The sequence below is a fragment of the Streptomyces sp. NPDC014734 genome, assembly GCF_043083325.1.
GTDB lineage: Bacteria > Actinomycetota > Actinomycetes > Streptomycetales > Streptomycetaceae > Streptomyces.
Genome location: NZ_JBIBYN010000010.1, coordinates 222,127 through 240,702, shown reverse-complemented (window position 1 = coordinate 240,702; position 18,576 = coordinate 222,127). Strand labels below are relative to the sequence as shown.

The 18,576-nt window shown below is 70.8% G+C and carries 15 protein-coding genes and 1 riboswitch; of the genes, 6 read left to right on the top strand and 9 right to left on the bottom strand.

The annotated features are described in order from the left end of the window. Positions 1-137: 137 nt before the first annotated feature. The 3 genes from ACF1CT_RS18710 to ACF1CT_RS18700 are packed head-to-tail and all read left to right on the top strand — an operon-like array spanning position 138 to position 3,704. Positions 138-1,646 (top strand): MmgE/PrpD family protein, encoded by a 1,509-nt coding sequence (locus ACF1CT_RS18710; protein ID WP_391784955.1) that lies wholly within the window; start codon positions 138-140, stop codon positions 1,644-1,646. After that, positions 1,646-2,551 carry a methylisocitrate lyase gene (prpB, locus tag ACF1CT_RS18705; RefSeq protein ID WP_391784954.1) on the top strand — a complete coding sequence of 302 codons (906 nt, stop codon included), beginning with the start codon at positions 1,646-1,648 and terminating at the stop codon, positions 2,549-2,551. The genes ACF1CT_RS18710 and prpB overlap by 1 nt, the downstream gene beginning before the upstream one ends. A 16-nt stretch (positions 2,552-2,567) precedes the next feature. Then, a complete protein-coding gene (locus ACF1CT_RS18700; RefSeq protein ID WP_391784953.1) occupies positions 2,568-3,704 on the top strand; it encodes a bifunctional 2-methylcitrate synthase/citrate synthase in 1,137 nt (378 codons plus the stop codon). A 57-nt stretch (positions 3,705-3,761) separates the two neighbouring features. On the opposite strand, the gene nrdF is transcribed toward ACF1CT_RS18700, so the two are convergent. The 8 genes from nrdF to ACF1CT_RS18660 all read right to left on the bottom strand — a co-directional run bounded on the left by nrdF (position 3,762) and on the right by ACF1CT_RS18660 (position 12,886). Continuing rightward, complete coding sequence (gene nrdF, locus ACF1CT_RS18695) at positions 3,762-4,784, bottom strand: class 1b ribonucleoside-diphosphate reductase subunit beta (RefSeq protein WP_391784952.1); 1,023 nt, start codon at positions 4,782-4,784, stop codon at positions 3,762-3,764. Between the two features lie 31 nt (positions 4,785-4,815). Continuing rightward, on the bottom strand, positions 4,816-6,981 hold the full coding sequence (nrdE, locus tag ACF1CT_RS18690; RefSeq protein ID WP_391784951.1) for a class 1b ribonucleoside-diphosphate reductase subunit alpha: 2,166 nt from the start codon (positions 6,979-6,981) through the stop codon (positions 4,816-4,818). Then, positions 6,978-7,415, bottom strand: a complete 438-nt coding sequence (gene nrdI, locus ACF1CT_RS18685) for a class Ib ribonucleoside-diphosphate reductase assembly flavoprotein NrdI (protein ID WP_391784950.1) — start codon at positions 7,413-7,415, stop codon at positions 6,978-6,980. Before nrdI ends, nrdE begins: the two co-directional genes overlap by 4 nt. Positions 7,416-7,597: 182 nt before the next feature. Further along, positions 7,598-7,826: riboswitch (cobalamin riboswitch) on the bottom strand. A 316-nt stretch (positions 7,827-8,142) separates the two neighbouring features. Next, positions 8,143-8,928 carry an ABC transporter ATP-binding protein gene (locus ACF1CT_RS18680; RefSeq protein WP_391784949.1) on the bottom strand — a complete coding sequence of 262 codons (786 nt, stop codon included), beginning with the start codon at positions 8,926-8,928 and terminating at the stop codon, positions 8,143-8,145. Continuing rightward, the gene (locus ACF1CT_RS18675; RefSeq protein WP_391785010.1) at positions 8,925-9,854 is read right to left on the bottom strand and encodes a FecCD family ABC transporter permease; all 930 of its coding nucleotides are present in this window, start codon (positions 9,852-9,854) and stop codon (positions 8,925-8,927) included. The genes ACF1CT_RS18680 and ACF1CT_RS18675 overlap by 4 nt, the downstream gene beginning before the upstream one ends. A 62-nt stretch (positions 9,855-9,916) precedes the next feature. Beyond that, on the bottom strand, positions 9,917-10,939 hold the full coding sequence (locus tag ACF1CT_RS18670) for a FecCD family ABC transporter permease (protein WP_391784948.1): 1,023 nt from the start codon (positions 10,937-10,939) through the stop codon (positions 9,917-9,919). Continuing rightward, positions 10,936-11,934 carry an ABC transporter substrate-binding protein gene (locus tag ACF1CT_RS18665; protein ID WP_391784947.1) on the bottom strand — a complete coding sequence of 333 codons (999 nt, stop codon included), beginning with the start codon at positions 11,932-11,934 and terminating at the stop codon, positions 10,936-10,938. Before ACF1CT_RS18665 ends, ACF1CT_RS18670 begins: the two co-directional genes overlap by 4 nt. A 100-nt stretch (positions 11,935-12,034) precedes the next feature. Continuing rightward, positions 12,035-12,886, bottom strand: a complete 852-nt coding sequence (locus ACF1CT_RS18660) for a siderophore-interacting protein (protein ID WP_391785009.1) — start codon at positions 12,884-12,886, stop codon at positions 12,035-12,037. 742 nt (positions 12,887-13,628) lie between these two features. Between ACF1CT_RS18660 and ACF1CT_RS18655 the strand changes: the two genes are divergently transcribed. After that, on the top strand, positions 13,629-14,159 hold the full coding sequence (locus tag ACF1CT_RS18655; protein WP_391784946.1) for a DUF1648 domain-containing protein: 531 nt from the start codon (positions 13,629-13,631) through the stop codon (positions 14,157-14,159). A gap of 72 nt (positions 14,160-14,231) precedes the next feature. On the opposite strand, the gene ACF1CT_RS18650 is transcribed toward ACF1CT_RS18655, so the two are convergent. Next, positions 14,232-14,900: a hypothetical protein gene (locus ACF1CT_RS18650; RefSeq protein WP_391784945.1), complete on the bottom strand. Its 669-nt coding sequence runs from the start codon at positions 14,898-14,900 to the stop codon at positions 14,232-14,234. Between the two features lie 294 nt (positions 14,901-15,194). On the opposite strand from ACF1CT_RS18650, the gene ACF1CT_RS18645 reads away from it, so the two are divergent. Both ACF1CT_RS18645 and ACF1CT_RS18640 read left to right on the top strand, forming a co-directional pair. Continuing rightward, positions 15,195-16,406 (top strand): HupE/UreJ family protein, encoded by a 1,212-nt coding sequence (locus ACF1CT_RS18645; RefSeq protein WP_391784944.1) that lies wholly within the window; start codon positions 15,195-15,197, stop codon positions 16,404-16,406. 138 nt (positions 16,407-16,544) lie between these two features. Continuing rightward, positions 16,545-18,521, top strand: a complete 1,977-nt coding sequence (locus tag ACF1CT_RS18640) for a fibronectin type III domain-containing protein (RefSeq protein WP_391784943.1) — start codon at positions 16,545-16,547, stop codon at positions 18,519-18,521. Positions 18,522-18,576 lie beyond the last annotated feature (55 nt).

Sequence of the window (18,576 nt, the reverse complement as noted above, 5' to 3'; positions counted from 1 at the left end):
TCGCAGCTTTCGCACATTCGCAGCGGGCAACGGTACGGATTCCGCACGGCGGAACGCTGGCCCGGCGCGTGTCCGCCGGGCAGTCTCGATCACATGGGCACATCCGCCACGACCGCCCGTCACCCGCGAGGAGACCTGTGATCGAGCACAACGTCCGCGTCCACCCCAGCGCCGACCGGCTCCCGCGCGAGGACCAACTCGCCTGGAAGCTCGCCGCCGTGGCCACCGCCACCGGGGAAATCACCGTCGACGGCGCCGCGATGGCAGTGAACCGGGTGATCGACAACGCCTCGGTCGCCGTCGCCTCCCTGCTGCGCCGCCCGGTCGCCGTCGCCCGCGCCCAGGCCACCGCACACCGAGCGGCCGCCCCGGGCGCCTCGGTGCTCGGAACGGGCGCCCGGGTCTCCCCGGAATGGGCCGCCTGGGCCAACGGCACCGCGGTGCGCGAACTCGACTTCCACGACACCTACCTCGCCGCCGACTACTCCCACCCCGGCGACAACATCCCGCCCCTGCTCGCCGTCGCCCAGCACACCGGTCGCACCGGCGCCGACCTGCTGCGCGGCATCATCGCCGCGTACGAGATCCACGTGGCCCTGGTGAAGGGCATCTGCCTGCACGAGCACCGCATCGACCACGTCGCCCACCTCGGCGCGGCCACCGCCTGCGGCCTGGGCGCCCTTCTGCGGCTGCCGACCGAGACGGTGTACCAGGCCGTGCAGCAGGCGGTGCACACCACGACCGCAACCCGGCAGTCCCGCAAGGGCACGATCTCCAGCTGGAAGGCGTACGCACCCGCCCACGCCGGCAAGGCCGCCGTCGAGGCCGTCGACCGGGCGATGCGCGGCGAGACGTCCCCGTCCCCCGTCTACGAGGGCGAGGACGGCTTCCTCGCCTGGATGCTCGACGGCCCCGGTGCCCACTACACCGTCGCGCTCCCCGGACCGGACGAGCCCCGCGCAGCGATCCTCGACACCTACACCAAGGAACACTCCGCCGAGTACCAGGCACAGGCGATCATCGACCTGGCCCGGCGACTGCGCGAGCGGACCGGCCCGTTGGAACGGGTGCGCTCGGTGGTGCTGCGCACCAGCCATCACACCCACCACGTGATCGGCACCGGTGCGAACGATCCCCAGAAGTACGACCCGACGGCCAGTCGCGAGACCCTGGACCACTCCGTGCCGTACATCTTCGCCGTCGCCCTGGAGGACGGCACCTGGCACCACGAGCGCTCCTACGCCCCCGAGCGGGCCCGCCGTCCCGGGACCGTCGCACTGTGGCGGAAGATCACCACGGTCGAGGACCCGGAGTGGACCCGCCGTTACCACGACCCCGACCCGGGCCGCCGCGCCTTCGGCGGACGAGCGGTCGTCACCCTGGACGACGGAACGGTCGTCGACGACGAGCTCGCCGTCGCGGACGCGCACCCGGCCGGTGCCCGCCCCTTCGGCCGTCCCGCCTACGCCACCAAGTTCCGGACCCTGGCCGAAGGCATCGTCACCCCGGCCGGCCAGGACCGCTTCCTGTCCGCCGCCGAGCACCTGCCCGAGCTGGACGCCACCGGCCTCGACGGCCTCTTCCCGGCCGTCGACACCGAGGCCGTCGCCGCGTACGACGCACGCCTGCCGAAGGGACTGTTCTGATGCTGCACACCCGCACCACCCCCGGCGGGCGCCGACGGGCCCTGCGCGAACGGTTGGCCACCGGTCGTCTCCTGCTCATGCCGGGCGCGCTCAACCCGCTCTCCGCCCGCATCATCCAGGACACCGGGTTCGAGGCCGCCTACCTCTCCGGCGCCGTCCTCGCCGCCGACCTGGGCCTGCCCGACATCGGCCTGACCACGTCCACCGAGATCGCGGCCCGGGCCCAGCAGACGACCAGGGTCACCGACCTGCCCGTGCTCATCGACGCCGACACCGGCTTCGGCGAGCCGATGAACGCGGCCCGCACCGTTCAGCTGATGGAGGACGCGGGCCTGGCGGGCCTGCACCTGGAGGACCAGGTCAACCCCAAGCGCTGCGGACACCTCGACGGCAAGACGGTCGTTCCCCGCGAGGAGATGATCCGGCGCGTCCGGGCCGCCGCGGACGCCCGGCGGGACCCGGACTTCCTGCTGATGGCCCGCACCGACGCCCGCGCCGTGGAGGGGCTCGACGCGGCGATCGACCGGGCCAAGGCGTACGTCGACGCCGGCGCCGACGCGATCTTCCCCGAAGCCCTCGCCGACGAGAGCGAGTTCGAGACCTTCCGCAAGGCCGTGCCGGTCCCGCTGCTCGCCAACATGACCGAGTTCGGCAGGGGGCGCCTGCTGGACGCGCGCACCCTGGACGGCCTCGGCTACGACATCGCCCTCTACCCGGTCACCCTGCTGCGCCTGGCCATGGGTGCCGTCGAGGACGGTCTGCGCACGCTGGCCGCCGAGGGCACCCAGGAGTCCCTGCTGCCGTGCATGCAGAGCCGCTCGCGCCTGTACGAACTCCTCGGCTACGAGGAATTCACGGCCTTCGACTCGACAGTCCTCGACTTCTCCCACCCGTCGGACACCTGACACACCGGAGGCATCCATGTCCACTTCCGCGCCCGGGATCCACCGCGGCCTGGCCGGTGTCGTCGTCGACACCACCGGGATCTCCACCGTCATACCGGAGACCAACTCCCTCACCTACCACGGCTACCCGGTCCAGGACCTGGCGGCCGGCCGCTCCTTCGAGGAGGTTGCCCACCTGCTGTGGCACGGCGAACTCCCCGACGCCGCCCGGCTGCGGGACTTCCGGGCCGGGGAACGCGCCCTGCGCCCCCTGGACCGCACCACGTCCGAACTGCTGGCCAGACTGCCCGGGACCTGCCACCCCATGGACGTGCTGCGCACCGCCGTCAGCTTCTTCGGGGCCGAGGACCCCACCGAGGACGACGGCAGTCCCGCCGCCAACCGCGCCAAGTCCCTGACCCTGCTGGCGAAACTGCCCACGGTGGTCGCCGCGGACCAGCGCCGGCGCCGGGGCCTGGACCCGATCCCTCCCGACCCCGGCCTCGGGTACGCGGAGAACTTCTTCCACATGTGCTTCGGCGACGTACCCGATCCGGACGTGGTCCGCTGCTTCGAGATCTCCCTCGTGCTGTACGCCGAACACAGCTTCAACGCCTCCACGTTCACCGCCCGCGTGGTCACCTCCACCCTCTCCGACCTCTACAGCGCGGTCACCGCCGCCATCGGCGCCCTCAAGGGCCCGCTGCACGGCGGCGCCAACGAGGCCGTGATGCACATGCTGGAGGAGATCGGCGACCCGGGCCGGGCCGAGGAATGGCTGGACGGGGCCCTGGCCGCCCGGCGGAAGATCATGGGGTTCGGCCACCGGGTGTACAAGCACGGCGACTCCCGCGTACCGGTCATGCAGGAAGCCCTGGACCGCCTGGTGGCCCGTGCCGCCGACCCCGGGGTGACCCGCCTGGCCACGCTCCACGCGGCCCTGCGCCACACCATGCTCGCCCGCAGGGGAATCCACCCGAACCTGGACTACCCGGCAGGGCTCGCCTATCACCTGATGGGCTTCGACACTCCCGTCTTCACACCGATCTTCGTGATGAGCCGCATCACCGGCTGGACCGCCCACATCACGGAACAGCTCGCCCACAACGCCCTCATCCGGCCCTTGGCCTCCTACGAGGGCCGGGGCCGCCGGGCGGTGCCGACGGCCCCGTGACGCGCCGTCGGACCGGGGGCGGGTGTACGGGGGGACCGCCGGACGCGCGGGGATTCCTCAGAAGTCCCAGTCGTCGTCGGCGGTGTCCTCCGCCCTGCCCATGACGTAGGAGGAGCCGGAGCCGGAGAAGAAGTCGTGGTTCTCGTCGGCACCGGGGGACAGGGCCGCCAGGATCTCCGGGTTGACCTCGGTCCCGGCCGCGCCGAACCGGGCCGGGTAGCCGAGGTTCATCAGGGCCTTGTCGGCGTTGTAGCGGACGAAGGCGGACACGTCGTCCATGAGCCCCAGCGGCTCGTACAGTTCGCCGGAGTAACGCAGTTCCAACTCGTACAGCTTGTCCAGCAGCTCGTGCGTGAAGGCGCGCATCTCCTCCCGCTCGGCCGGGGTCCGCCGTTCCAGGCCGCGCTGGTACTTGTAGCCGGAGTAGTAGCCGTGCACCGCCTTGTCGCGCAGGATCAGCCGGATCATGTCGGCCGTGTTGGTGAGCAGGGCGTGGGTGGAGAAGTGCAGCGGGAGGTAGAACCCCGCGTACAGCAGGAGGGACGACAGGAGTGTGGAGGCGACCTTCCGCTTCAGCGGGTCGTCGCCGTAGTAGTGCCTCAGGACCGCCTTGGCGCGCTGCTGGAGGACGTCGTTCCGTACCGCCCAGCGGTAGGCGTCGTCGATCTCCGGGGTGGTCGAGAGGGTGGAGAAGACGGACGAGTAGCTGCGGGCGTGCACGGCCTGCATGAAGGCGATGTTGGTGTACACCGCCTCCTCGTGCTCGGTGCGGGCGTCCTGGATCTGGGCGATCTCGCCCACGGTGGCCTGCACGGTGTCGAGCAGGGTGAGACCGGTGAACACCCGCATGGTGAGGGTGCGTTCCTCCGCTCCGAGCCGCTGCTGCCAGGCCTTGATGTCGTTGGAGAGCGGGACTTTCTCCGGCAGCCAGAAGTTCGCCGTGAGCCGGTTCCACACCTCCAGGTCCTTCTCGTCGGTGACGCGGTTCCAGTTGACCGGGCGCAGCCGTGCGGCGCGGTCGAGGCGGTAGGACGGGGGCGTGACCGAGATGTCGGTCAGCGGGGCGGGGGAAGTGGTCATCGTCGGTGCTTTCACGAGCGGTCGGGCGGGGTCACAGGGTGCAGGACAGGCAGTTCTCGATCTCGGTGCCCTCCAGGGCCTCCTGCCGCAGCCGGATGTAGTAGAGGGACTTGATGCCCCTGCGCCAGGCGTGGATCTGCGCCTTGTTCAGATCGCGGGTGGTGGCCGTGTCCCGGAAGAAGAGCGTGCAGCTCAGGCCCTGGTCGACGTGCTGGGTGGCCGCCGCGTAGGTGTCGATGATCTTCTCGTAGCCGATCTCGTACGCGTCCCGGAAGTACTCAAGGTTGTCGTTGTCCATGTGCGGCGCCGGGTAGTAGACGCGGCCGAGCCTGCCCTCCTTGCGGATCTCCACCTTGGAGGCGATCGGGTGGATGGAGGCGGTGGCGTCGTTGATGTAGCTGATGGAACCGGTGGGCGGGACGGCCTGGAGGTACTGGTTGTACAGGCCGTGCGCCATGACGGACGCCCGCAGTCCGCGCCAGTCGTCCTGCGTCGGGATGCGCACGCCGGCCTCGGCGAACAGGGCGCGCACCCGGTCGGTGGCCGGCTCCCACACCCGCTCGGTGTACTTGTCGAAGTACGAGCCGTCGGCGTACGCGGTCAGCTCGAAGCCGTCGAAGGCCGTGCCCCGCTCGATCGCGATCCGGTTCGAGGCGCGCAGCGCGTGGTGGGTGACGGTGTAGAAGTAGAGGTCGGTGAAGTCGACGCCCTCCTCGCTGCCGTAGTGGACGCGCTGCGAGGCGAGGTATCCGTGCAGGTTCATCTGGCCGAGCCCGATGGCGTGGGAGAGGGCGTTGCCCCGGGCCACAGACGGTACGGCATCGATATGGGACTGGTCGGAGACCGAGGTCAGCCCGCGTACGGCGGTCTCGACGGTGGCGCCGAGGTCGGGGGAGGCCATCGCGGCGGCGATGTTCAGTGATCCCAGGTTGCAGGAGATGTCCTTGCCCACGCTCTCGTAGCCGAGCGAGGCGTCGTAGGTACTCGGTGTGTTGACCTGGAGGATTTCCGAGCAGAGGTTGGACATGTTGATCCAGCCGGGGATCGGGTTGGCCCGGTTGACCGTGTCCTCGAACAGCAGGTACGGGTAGCCGGACTCGAACTGCAACTCGGCGATCGTCCTGAAGAACTCCCGGGCGCTCAGTGTGGTCCTGCGGATGCGCGGGTTGGCCACCAGGTCGTCGTAGTGTTCGCTGACGGACAGGTCGGAGAGTGGCCTGCCGTACTCGCGTTCCACGTCGTACGGCGAGAACAGGTGCATGTCCTCGTCGCGCTTGGCGAGTTCGAAGGTGATGTCGGGGACGACCACACCGAGCGAGAGGGTCTTGATGCGGACCTTCTCGTCCGCGTTCTCCCGCTTGGTGTCCAGGAACCGCATGATGTCCGGGTGGTGGGCGTGCAGGTAGACCGCGCCCGCGCCCTGCCGCGAGCCGAGCTGGTTGGCGTAGGAGAAGGAGTCCTCCAGCAGCTTCATCACGGGCACGACGCCGGAGGACTGGTCCTCGATCTTCTTGATCGGGGCGCCCTGCTCGCGCAGGTTCGTCAGCAGCAGTGCCACGCCGCCACCCCGCTTGGAGAGCTGGAGCGCTGAGTTGATGCCGCGTCCGATGGACTCCAGGTTGTCCTCGACGCGCAGCAGGAAGCAGGAGACCAGCTCGCCGCGCTGTGCCTTCCCGGCGTTGAGGAAGGTCGGTGTGGCCGGCTGGAAGCGGCCGGTCAGCATCTCGTCGACAAGCCGGCAGGTCAGTTCCTCGTCACCGGCACCGAGGTGCAGCGCGGTGGCGACCACCCGGTCCTCGTACCGCTCCAGGTAACGGGAGCCGTCGAAGGTCTTCAACGTGTACGACGTGTAGTACTTGAACGCGCCGAGGAAGGTGCGGAAGCGGTGCCCGTGCGCGTACGCCTGCCGGTACAGGCCCTTGACGAACTCCCAGCGGTGGCGCCGGATCGGCGTCTCCTCGTAGTAGTCGTTCTCGATCAGGTAGGAGATCTTCTCCTCCAGCGTCGGGAAGACCACCGTGTTCGGGTTCACGTGCTGGAGGAAGTACTGGCGGACGGCCTCGCGATCCTTGCCGAACTGGATGCGGCCGTCGCAGTCGTACATGTTCAGCATGGCGTTGAGCGCGTGGTAGTCCTTGCGCGTGCCGACCGGTTCGCGCGGGGGCACGGGAACAGTGACCGCCGTGGTGGTGCTCATGCCGTTCTCCCCACCAGCGGCAGGGGCGACGTGTGTCGTGTCCAAAACCCTCTCAGTCCTTCCCTCACGGCACGGACGTCGCGGTCCGTGCCCAGCAGTTCGAATCGGTACAGCTCCGGAATCCCGCACTTCGCCGAGATCACACGGCCCGCCAGGCAGTAGTCCGCGCCGAAATTGGTGTTGCCGGAGGCGATGACCCCGCGCAACAGCGCCCGGTTGGCCGGGACGTTCAGGAAGCGGATCACCTGCTTGGGCACCGCACCACGGCGGTCGCCGCCCCCGTAGGTCGGCACGATCAGCACGAAGGGCTCGGTGACCTGTGGCATGCCCGCGCGGTGCGGGTGCAGGGGGATGCGTGTGGCGGGCAGCTCCAGCCGCTCCACGAAACGCCTGGTGTTCTCCGAGACGCTGGAGAAATACACGAGACCGCTCATCGGTCCGCCGCCTCCTCTCGCTCGTTCCCGTCTCGGTCCGAGGACCGGGGGAGGCGGCGGTGGCGTGCGGGGCGGCATCGGGGCGGCATCGGGGCGGCGGGCGGAAAGAGGGCACGCCGGACCCGGGTCCGTACGACGGCCACGCGGCCCTCCCTCGGGGCCTCGGAGCGCGCACGTCGCCGATCGGCGTGCGCACCGGTGGCAGGTCTTCGGACTCGCGGGCACACCCTCCTCGTCCACCGAGGGGGGCACCTACCGGCCGTCGCTTCCCAAGCCCGTTCGACGGGCCCAGTGCGTGTGACGGCGGTCGTTCCCGCTCACCGCTGCGGGGCAGTCCCGGATTCCCACCAGGTTCCCTCTTGCCTCGCCGGGCACAGGGGTGCCTGGCGAACCACCAGCACGGCCAACACTACATCTAGATGATGGATGGTGCCGCCTGGCCAGATGTTGTGTTGTAAGCGAATGTTAGGTATACCTAAGTTTCGCATCGGGGCGGCGGCGAAAGGTCTTCCACGAGGTGTTCCGCGCGTGGGCGACGAGGCCTGCCCGGAAACGCGGTCGGGCGTACGGGGCGGCCGGGCCGCGGGATCCGGCATGCCGCACGTCCCGTCCGTTTCGAGGGTCTCGACGACCGGGAGCGGCCGTCGCGCCCCGTCCCGTGGCCGGTGACGGACCGAGCCACGGGACGGGGCACGACGGCCCGGGACACTGCGGGCAGGACGCTCCCTCACCCCCGCTGGAGTGCGGGAACGATCATCGGCGTGCCGGTCACCGGGTCGGGGACGACGACGCTCGGCAGGTCGAAGACCTCCTCGATCAGCGCGGCGTTCACGATGTCACCGGGGTTGCCCTCGGCGACCACCCCGCCGGCCTTCATGGCGACGAGGTGGTCGGCGAACCGGCAGGCCTGGTTGATGTCGTGCAGCACGGCGACCACCGTGCGGCCCTCGTCGCGCAACCTGGCCAGCAGGCCGAGCAACTGGTACTGGTGGGTGATGTCCAGGAACGACGTCGGTTCGTCGAGCAGCAGACAGGGCGTCCGCTGGGCGAGCACCATCGCGATCCACACCCGCTGACGCTGCCCGCCCGACAGTTCCCGCACCGGCCGGTCGGCCAGGTCGTCGACACCGGCCGCGGCCATCGCCTCGGTGACGGCCTCCTCGTCGTCCGCCGACCACGAGGCGAGCAGCGACTGGTGCGGGAACCGCCCCCGGCCCACGAGCCGGCGGACCCCGATGTCCTCGGGGGCCAGCGGATCCTGGGGCAGGAAGCCGAGTTGCCTGGCCAGGGCCTTGGTCCCGTGGGAGCCGATGTCACGGCCGTCGAGCGCCACCTGCCCGGTGTCGGGGCGCAGCAGCCGGACCAGCGCGCCGAGCAGCGTCGACTTCCCACAGGCGTTGGGGCCCACGATGGCGGTGAACGCGCCGTCGGGGACGTCGAGACTCAGCCGTGTGGACACGATCCGGTCTCCGTAGCGCAGGGTGATCTCCCGCGCTGTCAGGCGTGCGGTCACGCGCGCCTCACCTCCTTGGTCAGCAGCCAGATCAGATAGCAACCGCCGATCGCGGTGCTCACCACTCCCACGGGCAGTGCGACGGGCGCCAGCAGCATCTGGGCGACCAGGTCGGCGCCCTGGAGCAGAACGGCCCCGGTCAGCGCGGCCGGGAGCAGCGGAGCCCCGGCGGCTCCCGCCAGCCTGCGGCCGATCTGCGGAGCGGCCAGGGCGATGAACGAGATCGGCCCGGCCACCGCGGTCACCGTGGCCGTACAGCCGACGCCGACCAGCACCATCAACAGCCGCAGCCGGCCGAGTTCGACGCCGGTGGTCACCGCGATCGCGTCACCGAGCGACGCCTGGTGCATGGCGTGCGCCCGCGCCGTCATCAGGATCAGCAGCACGCCGATCACCGAGAACGGAATTCCCAGGTCGGCCCAGCCCACGCCGTTGAGCGAACCCGCGCTCCACCCGACGGCGGCGATCGCCACCTCCAGTTCGGCGCGCAGCACGATCCACGAGTTGACCGCGGTCACCATCGCGTTGACCGCGATGCCGATCACGACCAACCGCAGTCCGGAGAAGCCTCGTCGGTACGCCAGCAGATAGATCGCGGCAGCGGCGAGCAGGCCGCCGAGCACCGAGCCGACGGCAAGTTGCGCGGACGTGCCCGACAGCACGGTGAGGGTGACCAGGGCGCCGGTGTAGGCGCCCGCGTCGAGACCGATCACGTCCGGGCTGCCCATCGGGTTACGGGTGAGGTTCTGGAAGATCGCTCCCGCCACGCCGAGCGCGGCGCCGAAGACGAGCCCGGCCAGCACCCGCGGCAACCGCCAGTCCCGGATCACCACCGAATGATCCGACCCGGTCAGCACGGCGAACACCCTGCCCGGGGAGGACCATGACGCCCCGTGGCACAGCCCGAGCAGACCCAGGCCCAGCATCACGGCGACCAGCACGACGACGAGCACCACCGTGCGGCGTTCGGCCCTCGGCCCGTGCGCGGTCACAGGGATCCCGTCCCGTGGCGGCGAACGGCCCAGATCAGCATGGGGCCGCCGAGGAACGCGGTCACGATGCCCACCGGGACCTCCCCGGTGGGCAGCAGCACCCGCGATCCGATGTCGGCGACCAGCAGCAGGAGAGGTCCCAGCACCATCGTGCAGAGGATCAGCCAGGGCACCGAGCCCGCGGCCGGCCTGCGGACCAGGTGGGGCACGATCAGCCCGACGAACAGGATCGGCCCGGCCACTGCCGTCGCCGCCCCGCTGAGCACGGTGATCAGCACGAGTGCGGCGCCCCGGACACGCCCGACACCCACACCGAGCGCGAGTGCCACGTTCTCGCCCAGGGCCAGGGCGTCGAGCGCCCGGCTCAGCAGCAGCGCGCCGAGCAGCGACACCGCGATCGCGACGAGCGGCAGTGCCAGCGGAGCCTGTTCACGGGCGGCCAGCGAGCCGACCGACCAGAACCGGTAGGTGTCGAAGACGTCCGGGAGTATCAGGCGCATGCCCAGCGCGACGCCGCTCAGCACCGCGGTCAGGGCCACGCCGGTGAGTACCAGGCGCAGTGGTGAGCGTCCGCCGACCGCGGCGACCAGCACGGCCGCGAGCACGGAGCCGGTGATCGCGAAGCCCAGTTCGCCCGCCTGCCCGGCGGCCGGACCGAGTGCCGAGCCGACGGTGACGGCGAACCCGGCACCCGCGGTGACCCCGAGGATGCCGGGCTCGGCCAGCGGGTTGCGGGCCAGCGTCTGGATCAGCGCGCCGGCCACCGCGAGCGCGGCGCCCACCGCGATGGCCAGCAGCGCGCGTGGTGCACGGACGTCACGCACGATCACGTGGTCGTCGGTGCCCCGGTAGTCCAGCAAGGCCCGCACGACCTCGCCGGGCGCGACCGGGCGGGCCCCGACGCCCATACTGAGCACGGCGACCGCTGCCAGCAGTACCAGCGCGCCGACGAGCAGACCGATCCGGGGGGCGGTCCGCCCTGTTCCGGCCGTCCCGGACGCGCGGCCCGCGACGGTCACCGGTTCAGCAGCGGAGCGAGCGATGTGTCGATCGCGTCCAGGGTCGTCAAGGCCTCCCCGTAGGTGGCGGCCTCGGTGTACCGGAACGGGAAGGCCTTTCCGGCCTTGACGGCGGGCAGGTTCTTCCACAGCTTCGAGTCCAGGACGTACCGCACCGACGCGGGGACGCTGCCGTCGGAGCCGACCGAGTACGTGAGGACGTCGGCCTCGGCGTACGCGGCAGGCAGTTCCTCGACGGACGGGTATTCGCTCACCGAACGGGAGCCGGGGCCGGGCTCCTTGACCTTGCCGTAGTACGTCGCGCCGATGTCCTCGGCGATGTTGGTGCCCCACGAACCGTTGAACTCGCGCTGGAAGGTGCCCTTGGCGGCCTCGCCGTACGCGCCGACGTGGCCCAGCCTGAGCCCGGGCAGTACGTCCTCGTACTTCTTGGCCAGCTCGGCGGCCTTGGTCTCGTACGTGCTCTTCGCGGCGTCGAACTGCTTGAGCGAGCCCGCGGCATCCGCCTGCTTGCGGGACAACTCGCGCCACGCGGACGGCACCGTCGGACCGATCGCCACGACGGGGGCGATGGACTCCAGCCGCTTGATGTCGATGTCGCCGAGCACGGGGGCGGGCACACCGATGACGATCAGGTCGGGATCGGCCTCGGCGACGGCCTCGTAGTTGGTCTCGGCGGCCTGCTCGCCCGCCACCTTGGGGAGCTTCTTGTAGGTGGCCAGGTCCTCCTTCGTCATCATCGGCTCGCCGCGCTTCCACGACGAGATTCCGACCAGGGGCGCGTCGGCCTCGATCAGGGCGGGCACGGCGTAGCCGGTGGCCACCACCCGCTTCGGGGCGACCGGGATGGTGATCTTGCCGTTGTCCGCGGCGAACACCCGGGTCCCGCCCTCCTCCGAGGCCTCGGACCCGCCCTCCGACGAGAACCCGCAACCGGTCAGGGCCAGGGCCAGGGCGACGGTGCCGACCGGGCCGGACGATCTGGGTATGGACATGTGATGCTCCTTGCCGGTGAGCCGGGGCCCACCTCGGTGAAGGGAACGGGCGGGGTGCTCGGGGCGGTGTCGTGCCCCGTCGTGGCGGACCCGCGGGTGATCAGTGGTCGTCCTCGTCGAAGTCGGCGATGCCGCGCTTCCAGTAACCGGTGATGTCGTGGTCGGCCCTGTCCAGGCGCAGCTCGTCGCGGACCCAGCGGCGCAGGGGCTTGATCTGCCCCGCCTCGCCCGCGACCCACACGTACGCTCGTTCGCCCTCGGGCACGGTCACCGCGGTCACGGCCCGCGCCAGCGCGTCACCGGTTCCCGCCGGAGCTCCGTCGCGGTGCAGCCAGTGCACCTCCACGCCCTCGGGCGCGCGCAGTCCGATCTCCTCCGCGGCGTCGGCGACTTCGACGAACGCCCAGCCCTTCGCGCTCCTGGGCAGGTCCTCCAGCCAACGAGCGATCGCGGGCAGGGCCGTGATGTCGCCCGCGAGCAGGTACCGGTCGTAGGTGTACGGGACGATCATCCCGCCGGGCGGCCCCGCGACATGGATGACGGCACCCGGCCGGGCCCCGCGGGCCCAGTCCGATGCCAGGCCGCCGCCGTGCGAGGCGACGTCGATGTCGATCTCGCCGGTGACCGGGTCGTACCGGCGCACCGTGTACTCCCGTGAGGTGGGCGCGGGGCGCGGCCAGTTCAGCACCGCGCCGTTCGGCTCGGGCAGCCGCAACGAGCCGTCGGGTTCCGGAAAGAGGAGTTTCACGTGCTCGTCCGGCGCGTGGGCCTCGAACCCCTCGGTGCCCGGCCCGCCCAGGGTCACCCGCACCAGACCGGCGCCGACCGCTGTGGTGCGCACGACCTCGGCCGCCCGGATGCGGATCGGGTAGCCCACCTTCTCCGCATGGCTGCCCGCCCGGACCTCCGCGATCCGGTCCAGATGGCGGTGACGGTGGTCGACCCGGATCACGCCGTCCCACCCGTCAGCGGCGCCGTCCGGTACGCCGGTTCGCACTGCTCGGCCGGTTCCACGCCGCGCGCCGTCCCGGTGGGAGCGAGGTCCGGTGGCTGCGCGTGATCGGAGCGGACGCGTGTGCGAGACGAGGTGCGGTTCATCGGATGCCTCCTGGAGGACTGATGGTGCGGCGCGACCGGCGCGCCGACGGCGGTTCGTGGGGCGGGGGTTGAGAGGTCACGGCACAGGGCGACGCGTGGGCGTGCGTGGTCGTGACGCCCGCGGCGGAGTGCGGCGACCGGGTCGGTCCGTCGTGAGACGTCGGTGGTCACCCGCGCACGGTCGTCCTCGCGCGTCCGACGGGCCGTCCGGGGCCGTGTCGCGGTACCGGAACGCCGGTCGGGCCCGGCATCGGCTCTCCGACGCCGATCGGCCCGATGCCGTGCCGGGCGGTGCCGACCCCGTGGGCGAACGAGCCCACGCCCACCGTGGTCCGAGCCGGCATGGACTTCACCTCCCCCGCCTCAATAAAGGTAAGGCTAACCTAACTCATCGATGAGGGGTGGGCGAAAGCGGGCAGGTGCGGCGCGAGTCCCGGTCGCGCCCTCGGACATCCTGTGGTGGCCGGGACGACGGCCCCCGGGCTCTGCCGCCCAAGTGCCGCGGTCCGGCCGGTCGTTCCCGCCCGTGGCCGGCACGGCGGGCGGACCGCGGGCAGGGCTTTGCAAACACGCGCCCGCGGCGGAGGATCGGTGTCATGGTGTTCTCCTCCCCGGTCCGGCTGTGGCTGTTCCCGAACCTCGTGCTCCTCGCCGCCATGGCGGTCTGGGGCGTGGTCCGTTACGCCCACCTGCCGGAGCGGATCCCGAGACACATCGGTTCCGGCGGAGTCGACGCCTGGACGGGACGGTCCATCGGCAGCGCCTTCGCGCTGGTCTTCGTGTACGCGGCGGTGACGGTGCTGATGACCGGCTGTGCCGAACTGACTCTCCGCGTGACCCCGCGGGACGAACTGCCCGACACCGGCGCGGACACGAGGCGGTTCGCCGTCGGCGCGTCCTCGTCCCTCAACAGGCCCGGCAGCCGTGACTCGGCACGCCGGGTCGCGCGATCCCTGTTGCTGTTGAACACACTCGTCGGCGTCTCCCTGCTCGTGGGCTGCGGAATCCTGTGGCGTTCCGTGCCCGATCCGCACGTGTCGCCGTGGCTGTTCGTCGCGATGACGGTGCCGATCCTCGTCGGCACCGTGCTGACGGTGATGGCGGCCATGAGCGACCGGAAGCGCTGAGCCCCCGGACGGCCCGCACCCGCGCGTCCGACCTGTTCGGCGGGGCGGGAGGGGGGAGCCGCGGGATCGCCCTCAGAACGTGTCCAGCCACACCACGATGCCGGTGTGTCCCGTCAGTACCGCCGCCGCGCCCGCCCTGACGGCGGCCGCGCAGCGGGCGTCGGTGAACGAGGCGGGGTCGTACGTCGAGGACATGCCGAGCCCTTCCCCGCGGAAGGAGGCCCCCGACCAGTCGACCGCCGTCACGTTCTCGGTGGGTTCGGCGAGTTCCGCCCCCACGACCAGGAACTCCTGGTCGAGATGGCTCGGGCTCACCGTCGCCAGGGGGTCGATGAGGTCGTTGCCCGCGCTGATGACGAGGTCCGGGCTCATGTCCAGCGCCCGGGTGATGGCCGGCACGAGATCGGCGGCGTCGGTCGCGGTCACCGTCCGCAGGTCCACCGCCTCGTCCTTCGCCCATCCCCTCACCGCCTTCACCAGGGCCTTCGTCGTCCGGTCGTGGCCCGCGGCGAGCAGGACGACGCGCGTGCCGGCCGACGGCCGCACCCCGGACCACGAACCCGGACTCGGCGTGACGGTCGACTCCGGTGCGGGGGTTCCGGCCCGATCGACGAAGCCCGCGCCCAGTTCGCCGACGGCCGAGGGGCGGGGGCGCGGCTTCGACCAGTCGTCGCCCGAGGCACATCCGGTGAGCAGGACGGCGGCCACGACCAGCGCGGCGGCCAGGAGTGGGCGGTGCAAGACGATCGTCCTCCGGGAAGGGGATTGCGGAAGGGGATTGAGGAAGGGGCCTGCGACGCTGGGGGGAGGGAACCGTCGCCCCGGCCGGGCGGAACGCCGGCCGACGGCCCGGCAGGAGCGCGGTGCCGATGCGGAGCTGACGCGGAGCGGGTTTTCCCACATCCTGCTCTTTCCCTCCGCGAGATCTCCATCGACTCGACCGTCATCGCACGTTTGTTCCCTCATGATTCGTCGATCGGTCGTCATCGGTTCATCCGCGACCAGCACGGTGCACGGGCAACCCCAAGGAGCCCCATGTCACACCGTGTCCGCCGCCTCCTGCTCGCTCTCGCCGCGGCGGTTCTTCTCTTCCTCGGCCTGGTCCGGCCCGCCGCCGCCCATGGCTTCACCTCCACCGTGTACGCGCACGTCACCGCCGACGGCGACGGCGTGCTGAGGACCGAACTGAAACTGGAGTACGACCTCCTCGTCGTCTCTGCCGCCGACGCCGGATCCGACGATCCCCTCTTCCGCGCCGGAACCGACGCGTTCGAGGCAGGGGACACCCGGGCCCAGGCCGCGGCACTTGACGCCCACCGCGCGGCCGCCGTCGGCTATGTCACCCGGCGTTTCTCCGTCACCGCGGGCGGCGGCGCCTGCGAACCCGCTCCCGTCGGCGCGTTCCGGATGGGCCGTGAGGAGGGCGTGCCCTACGCGCTGCTGACGCTCGACTGGACCTGCGCCGAACACGGCGCCGGTGACCACGGGATACGCAGCGCCCTCTTCCCCGACGCGGAGGGGTACGTCAAGGGAACCAAGACGATCGTCACCTACGCCGTCGACGGCAGAACCGGCAGCGCCGCCCTCGACGCGGGGCACCCGTCCTTCTCGATCAGCCAGTCCTGGACGGAGCGCTTCTGGGAGTTCTTCCGCCTCGGCGCCGAGCACCTGCTGACCGGAACCGACCACATCCTGTTCCTGCTCGCCCTCATCGCCGGGTCCCGGCGGCCCCGCGAGGTCGTCCTGGCCGCCACCGCCTTCACCCTGGCCCACTCGGTGACGTTCCTGCTGGCCGCCCTGGGACTCGTCGACGTTCCCGCGGACCTGGTGGAACCGGTCATCGCGCTGTCCATCGCCGTGGTCGCCGGCTGGCACCTGTGGCGCATCCGCGAGCGGGGCGCCCGCGCCACGGAACTCCGGGCGCCGACCGGGACTCGGTTCGGCCTGGACCGTGCCGGGTGGATCCGCCTCTGCGTGGTGTTCTGCTTCGGTCTCGTGCACGGTCTCGGCTTCGCGGGCGCGCTCGGCATCGAGGCCGCGTGGTCCTGGACCCTGCTGTGGTCCCTGCTGGTGTTCAACATCGGCATCGAAGCAGTCCAACTCGCCATCATCGCCGTGCTGTTCCCACTCCTGCTGCTGCTCGGGCGCCGCTTGCCGCGGGTCGCCCCGTGGGTCACCGGGGCACTGTCGGCGGGAGTGGCCGTCATGGGGCTCGTCTGGTTCGTGCAGCGGGTGACCGGATCGTAGGAACCGCAGGTCAGCGGTGATGTTCAACCTTCGCCAAGATCGCATTCGAACGGCGTTCACCTGATGCCGAGAGCTTGGCATCCTCCTTCGCATGTCCACCACATGCGCACCGTTCATACACAAAAGAGACGACACTTCATGAGACCGAACTCCTCTCAGCAGGCCCGAGGGCCCCTGCGGCACCGTGTGGCCACCGGCGCCACCGCCGCCTTCCTCGGTCTGACCGCCGTTCTCGGGAGCGGGCAGCTCACGCCCGCCGCCGCGGCCGAATCCTCCACCCTCACCGGCATCGTCCTGGGCGTCGGCGCCAACGAGACCCAGCGCACCGTCAGCTGGTACTCCTCCACCGACGCCGCCCAGAAGGTCCAGCTGGCCCCCACCGCGCGGCTCGCCGCGGGCGAGTTCCCCGCCGGCTCCGCCACCTTCGACGCGCTCGGCGCCGCGAACATCGCCAGCAGCGGCGGCTACAACCACCGGGCCACCATCACCGGTCTCAAGGAGAACACCGCCTACTCCTACCGCGTCGGCACCGAGGGCAACTGGTCCACGACGTACTCCTTCACCACGCAGGACTTCGAGGGCGAGTACGACTTCCTCTTCCTCGGCGACCCGCAGATCGGCTCCTCCGGGGACCTGGCACAGGACCAGGCCGGCTGGCAGGACACCCTCGACGTGGCCACCAGGGCCAACCCGAAGGCCGAACTCCTGGTCTCCGGGGGCGACCAGGTCGAGAGCGCCAACAACGAGTCCCAGTGGAACGCCTTCCTGGCGCCCGACCAGTTGCGCCAGTACCCGTGGGCCGCCACCATCGGCAACCACGACGTCGGCGGCAAGGCGTACGAGCAGCACTTCTCGACGCCGAACACGGACCGCTCGGAGGCGCTGTACGCCAACGGCAAGCCGGAGTCCAACACCTCCGGCGGCAACTACTGGTACATCTACAAGGACGTGCTGTTCATCGACCTGAACAGCAACAGCTACGCCACCTCCCAGGGCGGCGGGGGCGACGAGGCGCACACCAAGTACGTCGCGGACGTCATCAACCAGCACGGCTCCGAGGCCAAGTGGAAGGTGCTCGTCTACCACCACTCGATCTACTCGCCGGCCTCGCACGCCAAGGACAAGGACAACAAGGCCCGCCGGGTCGACTTCCCCACGACCTTCTCCAAGCTGGGCGTCGACCTGGTCCTGCAGGGCCACGACCACAGCTACTCCCGCAGCTACCTCATCAAGAACGGTGAGAAGGCCGACCCGAAGGAGAAGCCCGGCGCGGCCGACGTCTACCCCGGCCCCGGCGGTGTCCTCTACGTCACGGCCAACTCCGCCTCGGGGTCGAAGTACTACGACATCACCAAGCCCGACTCCAGCGGCACCAGCGGCGCGGGCAACGGCGCCGACCCGCTGAACCCGGGCAACTACTGGTACAACTCGGTCCAGAACCAGGAGCACGTCCGCAGCTACGTCAAGGTCCAGGTGCGCAACGAGAAGCTCGTCGTGGAGAACCTCCGCAGCGGCACCTGCGACGCCCCCAACTCCGAGGTGTCGCATGGCGACTGGTGCAACAACACCACCGCCGCGCAGCCCGTCGGCTCGGTCGTCGACAAGGTGAGCGTCCACCCGTACAACGGTGACGGACAGTCCCTCCAGGTCGACGTCCCCAACCCGGCCCCGGGCGAGTTCGGCTGGACCATCGACGGCTACAACGGCCTGGTGGACCTCGGCACCGCCAAGGAGAAGGACGGCGACCACTTCACCGCCTCCGGCAAGATCAACCCCATCCTGGTGTCGGACACCCGCCGCTCGCTCTCGCCGTGGTCGGTCTCGGCAGACGTGAGCGAGTTCAAGGACGCCGGCAAGAAGTTCGCCGGCTCCTACCTCGGCTGGTCGCCGTACGTCCTCGACCAGGGGGCCGGTGCCGAGGCCGGTTCGCCGGTGGCCTCCGGTTACGACGACCAGGGCAAGGGCCTGTCGGTCTCCCGGGGCCTCGGCGCCGCGCCGCAGGGCCACGCCCGCGGCACGGCCAAGCTGGGCGCCGACCTGGACCTCAAGATCCCGGACACCGTTCAGAAGGGCGGCTACCGCGCGACCCTCACGATCACCGCGCTGAGCAGCTGACCCCTCCCGCTGTACCGGCGTGGCGGGTCCCGGTCCGCCGGAGCCCGCCACGCCC